General features: G+C 69.4%; 12 protein-coding genes. 6 read left to right on the forward strand and 6 right to left on the reverse strand.

Features of this window, described 5'->3' with window-relative positions; genetic code table 11:
• Window positions 1-108: 108 nt before the first annotated feature.
• The 4 genes from J7E96_RS21775 to J7E96_RS21790 form a co-directional block, all read right to left on the reverse strand.
• Window positions 109-1284 (reverse strand): hypothetical protein, encoded by a 1176-nt coding sequence (locus tag J7E96_RS21775; RefSeq protein WP_215133341.1) that lies wholly within the window; start codon window positions 1282-1284, stop codon window positions 109-111.
• Entirely contained in the window at window positions 1266-2003 is a 738-nt protein-coding gene (locus J7E96_RS21780; protein WP_215133342.1) for an ABC transporter ATP-binding protein, read from the reverse strand. The genes J7E96_RS21775 and J7E96_RS21780 overlap by 19 nt, the downstream gene beginning before the upstream one ends.
• Window positions 2004-2241: 238 nt before the next feature.
• Window positions 2242-3621, reverse strand: a complete 1380-nt coding sequence (locus J7E96_RS21785) for an aspartate aminotransferase family protein (RefSeq protein WP_215133343.1) — start codon at window positions 3619-3621, stop codon at window positions 2242-2244.
• On the reverse strand, window positions 3606-4112 hold the full coding sequence (locus J7E96_RS21790; protein ID WP_215133344.1) for an Lrp/AsnC family transcriptional regulator: 507 nt from the start codon (window positions 4110-4112) through the stop codon (window positions 3606-3608). The genes J7E96_RS21785 and J7E96_RS21790 overlap by 16 nt, the downstream gene beginning before the upstream one ends.
• Before the next feature lie 163 nt (window positions 4113-4275).
• Here J7E96_RS21790 and J7E96_RS21795 point away from each other — a divergent pair, with 163 nt between their 5' ends.
• The 4 genes from J7E96_RS21795 (at window position 4276) to J7E96_RS21810 (ending at window position 8133) form a co-directional block, all read left to right on the forward strand.
• Window positions 4276-5715 carry a gamma-aminobutyraldehyde dehydrogenase gene (locus tag J7E96_RS21795; protein WP_215133345.1) on the forward strand — a complete coding sequence of 480 codons (1440 nt, stop codon included), beginning with the start codon at window positions 4276-4278 and terminating at the stop codon, window positions 5713-5715.
• Between the two features lie 99 nt (window positions 5716-5814).
• Window positions 5815-6981, forward strand: coding sequence for a spermidine/putrescine ABC transporter substrate-binding protein (locus J7E96_RS21800; protein WP_215133403.1), 1167 nt, complete (start codon window positions 5815-5817; stop codon window positions 6979-6981).
• A gap of 13 nt (window positions 6982-6994) precedes the next feature.
• Entirely contained in the window at window positions 6995-7567 is a 573-nt protein-coding gene (locus J7E96_RS21805) for an HXXEE domain-containing protein (protein ID WP_215133346.1), read from the forward strand.
• Between the two features lie 32 nt (window positions 7568-7599).
• Window positions 7600-8133, forward strand: coding sequence for a hypothetical protein (locus J7E96_RS21810; protein WP_215133347.1), 534 nt, complete (start codon window positions 7600-7602; stop codon window positions 8131-8133).
• A 19-nt stretch (window positions 8134-8152) separates the two neighbouring features.
• Here J7E96_RS21810 and J7E96_RS21815 read toward each other — a convergent pair whose 3' ends face one another.
• Together J7E96_RS21815 and J7E96_RS21820 are read right to left on the reverse strand one after the other, a co-directional pair.
• Window positions 8153-8860: a glycerophosphodiester phosphodiesterase gene (locus J7E96_RS21815; protein WP_215133348.1), complete on the reverse strand. Its 708-nt coding sequence runs from the start codon at window positions 8858-8860 to the stop codon at window positions 8153-8155.
• Between the two features lie 47 nt (window positions 8861-8907).
• Entirely contained in the window at window positions 8908-9933 is a 1026-nt protein-coding gene (locus tag J7E96_RS21820; RefSeq protein WP_215133349.1) for an adenosine deaminase, read from the reverse strand.
• Window positions 9934-10043: 110 nt separating this feature from the next.
• Here J7E96_RS21820 and J7E96_RS21825 point away from each other — a divergent pair, with 110 nt between their 5' ends.
• Both J7E96_RS21825 and J7E96_RS21830 read left to right on the forward strand, forming a co-directional pair.
• On the forward strand, window positions 10044-10760 hold the full coding sequence (locus J7E96_RS21825; RefSeq protein WP_215133350.1) for a DUF4190 domain-containing protein: 717 nt from the start codon (window positions 10044-10046) through the stop codon (window positions 10758-10760).
• 294 nt (window positions 10761-11054) lie between these two features.
• Window positions 11055-12569 (forward strand): gamma-aminobutyraldehyde dehydrogenase, encoded by a 1515-nt coding sequence (locus J7E96_RS21830; protein WP_215133351.1) that lies wholly within the window; start codon window positions 11055-11057, stop codon window positions 12567-12569.
• Window positions 12570-12596 lie beyond the last annotated feature (27 nt).

Raw genomic sequence — 12596 nt, forward strand, 5'->3', positions numbered from 1 at the left:
GTTCGACACCCTGCGGGGAGCGCCCCAGCACGTCCCCTCCTGGCACCTCGGTCCGCGAAACGGGGCCATCCATGGGCATGGCGCGCCCTACCACCGGGACTTGTCCGGTCAGGTGGTCAGGGGGAAGGCCGCCAGGGCTGCCAGGGCGATGGTTACCGGGGTGAAGACCGTGAGGACGGCCGCCGCGCGCAGGGCCGCTGCCGTACGGAGGGTCTGCGCCGGGGTGCCCAGGCCGGCCAGCGCTTCGGTCGTCGCGGCGCGGGACTGTTTCGCCTCCAGGGTCGCCGTGAGGAGCGTGGCGACCGTGCAGCCCATCACCAACGCCGCGCCCAGGCCGGTCAGCGGGCCGAAGGGGGGCGGGGTGAGGGCGGAGGCGGGGGAGGCGCCGGCCCCGTGCAGGGTCGCCGCCGCGATCGCCGCCGATGCCACCGCGCAGACCACGCCCAGCGGTCGGCCGATGCGGCGGGCTTCGGCCATCAGGACCCGGCCCGCCAGCAGCCGGACCGCGCCGGGGCGTACGGACTGCAGAACGCGTCCCGAGAGGTACGTCAGGCCCGGGCCCGCCATGGCCAGCCCGAGCGCGGTGAGCGCCCAGCCGGCCAGGACGCCGGCCGGCACGACGTCCAGCCGGCCCGGCAGCGAGAGGGTGGCCCCATCCGTACCGCGACTCGCGTACGTCTCGACCGCGAGGCCCGCCGCTACCAGGGCCACGCCCCAGGGCAGGCCGGTGGGGACAAGGGGGCCGGAGGGCTGCTCGTCCGGGTGCTTCGGGGTGCGCGGGCGCAGCGCCAGAGCGCCGGCGGCCGCCGCCGTGACCGGCACCACGCTCAGCAGGGTGAGCACGGCGGCCAGCGGCAACGGCTGCCCCGCGGCCAGCAGCTCCGCCTGCGCACCGTCGAACGGCAGGCCGGAGAGGTCGCCCCGCAGGTGCAGGAAGAAGAGGAGGGCGAGCGCGCTGCCCAGAGTGCACGAGAGCGCCGTGGACACGGCCGCGAGCGCTGCCAGGCGGACCGGGCCCAGGCCGATCGCGGAGAGCCCCGCACGCCGGGGCTTCGTACTCGGGTCGGTACGGGCCACCGCCACCGCGAAGTAGACCGTGGCCGCCAGCGGCGGCAGGCACCAGAGCAGGCGCCGCACCGAAGCCGTCGACTGCTCGGGGTGGCCCATCGCGTAACCCAGGGTGCACAGCAGCAGGAAACCTACGCCGCCCGACGCCGCCGCGACCAGCAGACGGCGCAGCAGGACCAGCGGGTGGGTGCCGCGGGCTAGACGGAGAGCGAGCACGCGGCCCGGCCTTCCGCACCGTCGGTGCCGTCCATCTGCGCCGGATTGACGCGGCGCCCGTCGAGCAGCGACACCGTACGGTCCGCGAGTGCCGCCACCTCCGCGTCGTGCGTCGCGAGGAGGACCGTGATGTCGTGCGAGCGGGCCGCGGTGGTGAGCGTACGCAGGACCTGGGCGCGGTCGGTGCGGTGCAGCGAAGCCGTCGGTTCGTCCGCGAACAGCACCGAGGGCGTGCCGGCCAGGGCTCGCGCGACGGCGACCCGCTGGCGCTGCGGCTGAAGGAGCGCGGCCGGGCGCTTGCGCGCGACCATGCCGATGTCGAGCCGCTCCAGCCACTCCATGGCGGCCTTCTTCGCGGCGCGGTGGGAGGCGCCGTGCAGGAGGAGCGGGAGGGCCGCGTTCTCCCAGGCGTTCAGTTCCGGTACGAGCCCCGGTTCGGGGCCGATCCAGCCGAAGCGGTCGCGGCGCAGGCGCTCGCGCAGCGGCGGGCTCATCGTGTGCACGGGCGCGCTGTTGAACCACACCTCGCCCTGCTGCGGGACCAGCTGCCCGGAGAGGCACATCAGGAGGGTTGTCTTACCGCTGCCGCGCGGACCGCTGACGGCCAGGATCTCGCCTTCGCGCACTCCCAGCGAGACGCCGGTGAGGGCGGGGGAGCCGCCGTGGGAGTAGTGCAGGGAGCGTGCCCACAGCACATCGTTGTCGGGCGGGGCCACCATGGCGTACACCTCACGTCGTCTTGAGTGTCACAGCACGTCTGAGTGTCAGCTGATATCCCGTCCCCCGTATGGGGGAACGAAGACGGGGCCGATCGGTCACTGCACCGTAAGGACGCGAGGGGTGGTGGCGTGGCAAGCGCGCGGCCCGGAGGCGTCCGTTCTCACTCGAACGGTCGCATCCGGGCCGCGACTGGGTCATACGATCAGAGCAAGCGGCAGGCCCGCTCCGGCTCTGGGATCAGAGCTTGGTCCAGGCCTCCGTGAGCACCTGGCGCAGGATCCCCTCGATCTCGTCGAAGGTCTCCTGGGTGGAGATCAGCGGCGGCGCGAGCTGGACGACCGGGTCGCCACGGTCGTCGGCGCGGCAGTACAGACCGTTCTCGAAGAGGGCCTTGGAGAGGAAGCCGTAGAGCACGCGCTCCGTCTCCTCGTCCGTGAAGGTCTCCTTCGTGGCCTTGTCCTTCACCAGCTCGATGCCGTAGAAGAAGCCGTTGCCGCGTACGTCGCCGACGATCGGCAGGTCGAGCAGCTTCTTCAGCGTCGAGTGGAACGCGTCCTCGTTGTCCAGGACGTGCTGGTTGAGACCCTCGCGCTCGAAGATGTCGAGGTTCGTGCAGCCGACCGCCGCGGAGACGGGGTGGCCACCGAAGGTGTAGCCGTGCAGGAAGGTGTTGTCACCCTTGTAGAACGGCTCGGCCAGACGGTCCGAGATGATGCACGCGCCGATCGGGGAGTAGCCCGACGTCATGCCCTTGGCGCAGGTGATCATGTCCGGTACGTAGTCGAACTTGTCGCACGCGAACATCGTGCCGAGGCGGCCGAAGGCACAGATGACCTCGTCCGACACGAGCAGGACGTTGTACTTGTCGCAGATCTCGCGGACCCGCTGGAAGTACCCGGGCGGCGGCGGGAAGCAGCCACCGGCGTTCTGCACCGGCTCCAGGAAGACGGCGGCGACGGTCTCCGGGCCCTCGAACAGGATCTCCTGCTCGATCTGGTCGGCGCACCAGCGGCCGTAGGCCTCCGGGTCGTCGCCGTGGATCGTGGCGCGGTAGATGTTGGTGTTCGGGACCTTGTGCGCACCCGGAACGAGCGGCTCGAAGGGGGCCTTCAGGGCCGGCAGGCCGGTGATCGACAGGGCGCCCTGCGGGGTGCCGTGGTAGGCGACCGCGCGGGAGATGACCTTGTACTTGGTCGGCTCGCCGGTGAGCTTGAAGTACTGCTTGGCGAGCTTCCAGGCGGTCTCGACGGCCTCGCCACCACCGGTGGTGAAGAAGACCTTGTTGAGGTCGCCGGGGGCGTAGTTGGCGAGGCGCTCGGCCAGCTCTACGGCCTTGGGGTGGGCGTACGACCAGATCGGGAAGAAGGCGAGTTCCTGAGCCTGCTTGTACGCGGTCTCGGCGAGCTCGTGACGGCCGTGGCCGGCGTTCACCACGAACAGGCCGGAGAGGCCGTCGAGGTACTTCTTGCCCTTGTCGTCGTAGATGTAGGTGCCCTCACCACGCACGATGGTGGGCACGGGTGCGTTCTCGTAGGACGACATGCGGGTGAAATGCATCCACAGGTGGTCGTACGCGGTCTTGGAGAGGTCCTGGCTCACGACTATCGGGTTCCCCACATATAGGTCTGCTTCTTCAGCTTGAGGTAGACGAAGCTCTCGGTGGATCGCACGCCGGGGAGCGAACGGATCCTTTTGTTGATCACTTCGAGCAGGTGGTCGTCGTCCTCACAGACGATCTCCACCATGAGGTCGAAGGAGCCCGCGGTCATGACCACGTACTCGCATTCGGCCATGGCTGTCAGCGCTTCGGCGACGGGATCGAGGTCGCCCTCGACATTGATGCCGACCATGGCCTGCCGCCGCAGGCCCACGGTGAGCGGGTCGGTGACGGCGACGATCTGCATGACACCCTGGTCGAGCAGCTTCTGTACGCGCTGGCGTACCGCCGCTTCGGAGAGGCCCACGGCCTTGCCGATGGAGGCGTAAGGACGGCGTCCGTCCTCCTGGAGCTGCTCGATGATCGCCAGAGAGACGGCATCGACCGTTGGAGACGAGCCGTTCCCGGTTCTGGAGTCTGCGCTTCTACTGGCCACGTCTTCACTGTGCACGACGTCTCCGCCGTTCCGCAACCCCAAACCGATGAAATTCGTTGTTTCGGGCATTGGATCTCACCGAATCCGAAGTTCACGGCGTGCGGGTATGTCGAAAGCGATACCCGAGCGACTAGGGTGGGATCTCAGTAACCGGACATCTGACAAGGGAGGGGTGGCTGTGACCACCGAACTGCGCCGCCTGCGCAACTACATCGACGGAGAGTTCCGCGAAGCCGCCGACGGGCGGACCATCGACGTGGTCAACCCGGCCACAGGCGACGTGTACGCCACCTCGCCGCTCTCCGGCCAGGAAGACGTCGACGCCGCCATGGCGGCCGCCGCCGCGGCCTTCCCCGCCTGGCGCGACACCACGCCCGCGGAGCGTCAGAAGGCGCTGCTCAAGATCGCGGACGCCTTCGAGGAGCGCGCGGAGGAGCTGATCGCGGCCGAGTCCGAGAACACCGGCAAGCCGCTCGGCCTCACGCGGAGCGAGGAACTCCCGCCCATGGTCGACCAGATCCGCTTCTTCGCGGGTGCGGCCCGGCTGCTCGAAGGCCGCTCGGCCGGCGAGTACATGGAGGGTCTGACCTCCATCATCCGCCGCGAGCCGGTCGGCGTCTGCGCGCAGGTCGCGCCGTGGAACTACCCGATGATGATGGCCGTCTGGAAGTTCGCCCCGGCGCTCGCCGCGGGCAACACCGTGGTGCTGAAGCCGTCGGACACTACGCCGGCTTCGACTGTGCTGATGGCCGAGATCATCGGTTCTATCGTCCCTAAGGGCGTCTTCAACGTCGTCTGCGGTGACCGTGACACCGGCCGCGCGATGGTCGAGCACCCGGTCCCGGCGATGGCCTCCATCACCGGTTCCGTACGGGCCGGCATGCAGGTCGCCGAGTCCGCCGCCAAGGACGTCAAGCGCGTCCACCTGGAGCTGGGCGGCAAGGCGCCGGTCGTCGTCTTCGAGGACACCGACATCGCCAAGGCCGTCGAGGACATCTCGGTCGCGGGCTTCTTCAACGCCGGCCAGGACTGCACCGCCGCGACGCGCGTCCTCGTACAGGAGTCGATCCACGACGAGTTCGTGACCGCGCTGGCGAAGGCCGCCGCCGACACGAAGACCGGACAGCCGGACGACGAGGACGTGCTCTACGGCCCGCTCAACAACGCCAACCAGCTTCGGCAGGTTAGTGGTTTCATCGAGCGGCTGCCGGCGCACGCCAAGGTCGAGGCGGGCGGCGAGCGGGTCGGGGACAAGGGCTACTTCTACGCCGCGACCGTCGTCTCCGGCCTCAAGCAGGACGACGAGATCATCCAGAACGAGGTATTCGGCCCCGTCATCACCGTCCAGTCCTTCACGGACGAGGCGCAGGCCCTGGAGTGGGCCAACGGCGTCGACTACGCGCTGGCGTCCTCGGTGTGGACGAAGGACCACGCGCGGGCGATGCGCATGTCCAAGAACCTCGACTTCGGCTGTGTGTGGATCAACACCCACATCCCGCTGGTCGCCGAGATGCCGCACGGTGGCTTCAAGAAGTCCGGTTACGGCAAGGACCTTTCGGCGTACGGCTTCGAGGACTACACGCGCATCAAGCACGTGATGACCTCGATCGAGGGCTGATCAGCACGCTGTTTCGCGAGGGCGGGCGATAGACAGACTGTCTATTGCCCGCCCTTTGTGCGTGGGGCGAGAGTGGACGACATGAGTGATCTTGGTCGTGTGTCGCGTCGTACGCTGCTCCGCGGGTTCCCGGCGGCGGGCGCCCTGGCGGCGCTGGCGGGGTGCGGGGTACCGGCGGCGTACGTCGAACCGGGGGACCGGGCTGCCGCCGACGACCGGTCGGAACGGGACCACAGTCTCCAGTTCGCCAACTGGCCGCTCTACATCGACACCGACGACGAGAACGAGTCGCGGCGGCCCACACTCGACGCCTTCACCGAGCGCACCGGGATATCCGTCCGCTACACCGAAGAGATCAACGACAACGACGAGTTCTTCGGGAAGATCAGCCCCGCGCTGATGAACCACCAGGAGACCGGCCGCGACCTGATCGTCATCAGCGACTGGATGGCCGCCCGGTTCGTACGCCTCGGCTGGGTCCAGGAGATGGACCGCGCCAAGCAGCCGAACGTCGCCAAGTACCTCGACCCGCAGCTGCGTACGCCCGCCTTCGACGAGGGGCGGCTGCACTCCGTCCCCTGGCAGTCCGGGATCACCGGCATCGCGTACAACCGCGGCAAGCTGGGCCACGAGATCCGCTCCACCTCCCAGCTGTGGGCCGACGACCTGCGCGGCAAGGTGACCCTCTTCTCGGGGCTCGACGAGAGCTTCGCGCTGCTGATGCAGGGCAGCGGCGCGGATGTCACGCGGTGGACCGCCGACGACTTCCACGCGATGTGCGAGCAGGTGGAGAAGCTGGTGCGGCGCAAGCACGTCAGGCGCTTCACCGGCAACGACTACATCAAGGACCTGGCGAGCGGCGATGTACTGGCGTGCCAGGCGTACTCGGGTGACGTCATCCAGCTCCAGGCCGACAACCCCGACATCGAGTTCGTGGTGCCGGAGGAAGGGGCGGAGCTGTGGGCGGAGAGCCTGATGATCCCCAACCTCGCGCGCCACAAGCGCAACGCGGAGAAGCTCGTCGACCACTACTACAACCCCGAGGTCGCGGCGGAGCTCGCGGCCTGGGTCAACTACGTCTGCCCCGTGCCGGCGGCGCGCGACATCCTGGCCTCGGCCAAGGACGAGGAGACTGCCGCACTCGCCGAGGACCCGCTGATCTTCCCCGACGACGCGATGCGGGAGCGGCTGGCGATCGCGCGGGACATCACGGCGGAGGAGCGCGTGGGGTTCGCGAAAACGTGGAACTCGATCGTGGGGCTCTAGCACAATCGCGATCATGAGTGATGACCGCGATGACCGCGATGGCCTCAACCCCCTGGTGACGTACGGACTGTTCGCTGCCTGGGCCCTGCACGACGTCGAGGAGCTCGCGACGCTGCCCGCGTGGATGCGCGAGAACGTGCCCCGGCTGCGCAAGCGGTTCCCGCAGGTCCCCGAGCGGATATGGCGGACCATGGAGTCCGCGGACGAGCGCGAATTCGCCCTCGCCGTCGGCGTGATGGGCACGATCGTCGCCTCGGCCGCCGTCGCCGGGCACCGGTCCGGCGGCCGCTCCGGTTTCTACCAGTCGACGCTGTACGGCTTCGGCCTGCACGGCCTGCTCCACATGGCACAGGCCGCCGCCGTACGCGGCTACACCCCCGGCGTCGCCACCTCGCCGCTGCTCGTGGTGCCCTTCTCGCTCTGGGCGCGCGGCCGGCTGCGACGGGCCGGTGTGCTGCGGCCGACGCGAGCGCGGGACGCCGTACAGGGCCTGGCCCTCGCCGGAGCCGCTACGGCGCTGTCGCACGTCGTGGCGCGGCGCGTGCTCGGGAGGCGGTCGCGGCCGGGGGCGCCGGGGCCGGTGTAAAGGGCAGGTAAACGCGGGCGTACGCTGCGGGCATGAACGAGGCGAAAGTCCTTTTGCGGCGCATACGCGTGTGGTTGGCCTTCTTTATCGTCGCTCTCGTGCTGAGCGGTGTGACGGCCTTCCCGCTCGTCACCGAACTCCACTGGCTGGAGAGCCTGCTGAAGTCCTCGGCCTCCCCGGTGGCCGAGTTCTTCCCCGGTCTGATGGAGTGGATCGAGCGCGTACGGACGGGCCTCGACGCCACCGACGCCAAGTACCCCTTCGTGCTGTACGGGACGGACTGGCTGGCCTTCGCGCACCTCGTCATCGCCGTCGCCTTCTACGGCCCGTACCGCGATCCGGTACGCAACATCTGGGTGATCGAGTTCGGGATGATCGCGTGCGCCGGGATCATCCCGCTCGCGCTGATCTGCGGCCCGATCCGGGGCATTCCCTTCTGGTGGTCGGTCATCGACATCTCCTTCGGAGTCTTCGGCGTCATCCCTCTGTACGTCGTACGCCGGAAGATCAAGCAGCTGGAGGCGCTCACCGCGCCGTTGCGGTTCGCGATGCCGGCGGCGGTCTGAGACGAACACCGCGCGGCGCTCAACCTGTCTGCGGGCTGGGCTTCTTGGCAGTGGTGGTGAGTGCTTGCAGTACGTCGATGCGGTTGGTGGTGATGGAGTCGACACCGCGGCCGATCAGGCGGCGCATCGTACGCCCGGTGTCGGCGGTCCACGCGGAGACCAGCAGTCCGTCCCGGTGCACGCGGTCCGTCAGGTCGCGGCTGACCAGGCCGAAGCGGTAGTTGAGCCAGTGGGGCTTCACCGCGTCCAGCAGCGCCGCGCCCGGCGGGGTGAGGGTCGTCCACGTCATGGCGATCTCGGCGCCGGGGTCGGCTGCGCGTACGGCCAGCATGGCGGAGGTGCCGCCGCAGTAGTACGCGCGCTCGCCCGCCCCGCACTCGTGGACGACGCCGACCACGGTACGTACGGACTCGGGCGTCGCACCCGGCAGGTCGATCATGACGCGGTGGGCGTCGACGGCGCTCAGCGCCTCGCGCAGGGTCGGTACGCCGCCGCGGGTGAGCTCGCGCAGGTCTCGCTCGGTGAGGCCGGCGAGCAGCCGCTCGTGACCCCAGAGCCGCTTGAGCGAGTCGTCGTGGAGGAGGACGGGGACGCCGTCGCGGGTCAGGCGTACGTCGATCTCCACGGCGTCCGCGCCCCGCTCCACCGCTGAGCGGAGCGAGGCGAGGGTGTTCTCACGGACTCGGTACGGGTCGCCGCGGTGGGCCACGGCAGTCACGGTGCGCATGGGTATGAGCATGGCTCCATTGTCCGGCGCGTAACCGCGTTACCGCGTTACCGCGTGAGCCAGTTCGTCGTGTACGTGTCGATCTCGGCGGTGATCCGGGCCTTGCCCGCCGGGTCGAGGAAGGACGCCTCCACGGCGTTCTTGGCCAGCCCGGCGACGCCGCGCTCGTCGAGGCCGAGGAGGCGGGCGGCCACGCCGTACTCGCTGTTCAGGTCCGTGCCGAACATCGGCGGGTCGTCGCTGTTGATCGTGACCAGGACGCCCGCCTCCACCATCTCCCTGACCGGGTGCTCGTCCAGCGAGGCCACCGCGCGGGTCGCGATGTTGGACGTCGGGCAGACCTCCAGCGGGATCCGGTGCTCAGCCAGGTGCGCGAGCAGCCGCGGGTCCTGGACGGCGCTGGTGCCGTGGCCGATGCGCTCCGCGCGCAGGTCGTTCAGCGCGTCCCAGATGGTCTGCGGCCCGGTCGTCTCACCGGCGTGCGGTACGGAACGCAGTCCGGCCGCGATCGCGCGGTCGAAGTACGGCTTGAACTGCGGGCGCGGTACGCCGATCTCGGGGCCGCCGAGTCCGAACGACACCAGGCCCTCAGGCCGCAGGTCCACGGCCAGCCTCGCCGTCTCCTCAGCCGCCTCCAGACCGGCCTCGCCCGGGATGTCGAAGCACCAGCGCAGTACGGTTCCGAGCTCGGCCTCCGCCGCCTTGCGGGCGTCCTCGATCGCCTCCATGAAGGCCTTCTCGTCGATGCCGCGGCGGGTCGAGCTGAACGGCGTGACGGTCAGCTCGGCGTACCGGATGTTCTGCCTGGCCATGTCGCGCGCGACCTCGAAGGTCAGCAGCCGGACGTCCTCCGGGGTGCGGATCAGGCCCACGACGGAGAGGTAGACGTCGACGAAGTGCGCGAAGTCGGTGAACGAGAAGTAGTCCACGAGCGCCTCGGGGTCGGTCGGGACCTTGGAGTCGGGGTGGCGGGCGGCCAGCTCGGCGACGATGCGGGGCGAGGCGGATCCGACGTGGTGCACATGCAGTTCGGCCTTGGGCAGCCCTGCGATGAAGTGGTGCAGATCAGTCATCGGATCCTCCGGTGTACGGGCAGGTGGAGCGGGCTCAGGGATCATCGTAGGCGGGCGGTACAGGCCGGAAGGCAGGCCGTAGCATGGCGGAAATCATGATGGGGGAGCACATGTCAGACAACGCAAACAACCCTTCGGGTCCGCCGCCCGAGCAGTCGCGGGACCCCTGGGCCCCGCCGGACCAGTCGGCGCCGAAGGTGCCGCTGGACAAGCCGCCGGCCGGGCGGCCTCCGGTGCACGACCAGCAGACGGTCACCTCGATGCCGGCCGCGGACCCCGTACCGGGCTTCGGCCCCACTGCTTCCGTGCAGGGCGCGGTACCGCCGCCTCCGGCCGCACCGGTGGGTCAGGCGCAGGGGACGCCCGGTCAGTACGGCTACCCGGCGGCGTACCCGGCCCCGTCGGCACCGGCTCCGTACAACACCGGCGGCTACCCCGGATATCCCGGGTACGGCGGCCCGGCCGCCTGGACCGGGCAGCATGGTCCGGCGCCGGCGAATGGTTTCGGCGTCACCGCGATGGTGCTCGGCATCATCTCCGTGACGTTCTTCTGCGCCTACGGCCTGGGCATCATCCTCGGCATCCTGGCGCTGATCTTCGGCATCCTGGGCCGCAAGCGGGTTGCGCGCGGCGAGGCGACGAACAGTGGCATGGCGCTGGCCGGGATCATCCTCGGGGTCATCGGGTTCGTGCTGAGTGCGGCGTTCATCGGGTTCGTCGTCTGGGCGATCGTCCAGGGGGAGAACGGGAGGGGCGACCTCGACTCGGAGGAGTACGACCCGTACGCGAACTCGTCGCTGGTGATCGACGCCCCCGTCCGCGACTAGTAGGGGCGGGGTGGGGGAAAGCGCCGCAGGCACCGGGCGCACGCAGGCGCAGCCCCCGCACCCGCCCGCACTCACTCCCACCGGCCCCCACCTGGGCTTTCGTCCCGTACCCGCGCCATGCCACGCCGCTTTGGGCCGCGCCACGGACACTCCGTACCGTATTTCCGTCCCGCCTCGACACATGGTCGACCGATTCCGTCGCGTAACCAAAAGGCAACAACGGAATCCCTTGTTGGTGATGGATCACTCTGCCAGGATCGGCACTCAAATCCAGCTGGAGCTACGGAGTGCGTCATGGTCAACCGCTTCCCGGTGCAGGACCGATTCGCGGACGGTGCGCAGTACATCGGCGGACAGCTGCGGCCAGGCACCTCGGGACGTACGCAAGCCGTCGTGGACCCGGCGACCGGCGAGAAGGTCTACGAGTACGAGCTGGCCTCCACCGCTGACGTGGACGCCGCCGTCGCCGCCGCGCGCGAGGCGTTCCCCGGATGGGCCGCCACCACACCCGGCGAACGCTCCGACGCGATGCACCGCTTCGCCGCCGTACTCGCCGAGCAGGCCGAGGACTTCGCGTACGTCGAGTCGCTCCAGTGCGGCAAGCCGATCAAGCTGTCCACCGAGTTCGACGTGCCGGGCAGCGTCGACAACACCGCCTTCTTCGCGGGCGCGGCCCGCCACCTCGAAGGCAAGTCGGCCGGCGAGTACTCCGGCGACCACACCTCGTACGTACGCCGCGAGCCGATCGGTGTCGTAGGGTCCATCGCACCCTGGAACTATCCCCTCCAGATGGCCGCTTGGAAGGTCCTGCCGGCGATCGCCGCAGGCAACACCATTGTTCTGAAGCCCGCCGAGATCACGCCCCTGACGTCCATCATGTTCGCGCAGGCGGCCAAGGAAGCCGGCATCCCGGACGGTGTCGTCAACATCGTCACCGGAGCCGGCAAGGACGCCGGCGAGCACCTCGTCGGGCATCCGGACGTGGTCATGACCTCCTTCACCGGGTCGACCGCCGTCGGCAAGCGCGTCGCGGAGATCGCCACCTCCACCGTCAAACGCCTCCACCTCGAACTCGGCGGCAAGGCACCCTTCGTCGTCTTCGACGACGCCGATCTCGAAGCGGCCGTGAACGGCGCGGTCGCCGGGTCGCTCATCAACACCGGGCAGGACTGCACGGCCGCGACCCGCGCCTACGTCCAGCGCCCGCTTTACGACGCTTTCGTCACCGGGGTCGCCGAGCTGATGGACAGCGTGCGGCTCGGTGACCCCTTCGACCCGTCCACCGACCTCGGGCCGCTCATCAGCCACGCCCAGCGCGACCGGGTCGCCGGTTTCGTCGAGCGGGCCCGTGCGTACGCCCGTGTCGTGGCCGGCGGCGAAGCGCCCGGCGGAGACCTCGCGAAGGGCGCCTACTACCGGCCCACCCTCGTCGCCGACGCTCCCCAGGACAGCGAGATCGTCCAGGCCGAGATCTTCGGCCCGGTACTTGTCGTGCTGCCCTTCGACACCGACGACGAAGGGATCGCGCTCGCCAACGACACCCCGTACGGACTCGCCGCCTCCGCCTGGACCCGCGACGTGTTCCGCGCGAACCGCGCCACCCGCGAGATCAAGGCGGGCTGTGTGTGGGTCAACGACCACATTCCGATCATCAGCGAGATGCCGCACGGCGGATACAAGGCCAGCGGCTTCGGCAAGGACATGTCGGCGTACTCCTTCGAGGAGTACACGCAGGTCAAGCACGTGATGTACGACAACACCGCAGTCGTCCGCAAGGACTGGCACCGCACGATCTTCGGGGACCGATAGATATACGCCGCACGACCAGCGGCCACA

The sequence above is a fragment of the Streptomyces sp. ISL-96 genome (genome assembly GCF_018614035.1).
In the GTDB taxonomy this organism is placed as follows: domain Bacteria; phylum Actinomycetota; class Actinomycetes; order Streptomycetales; family Streptomycetaceae; genus Streptomyces.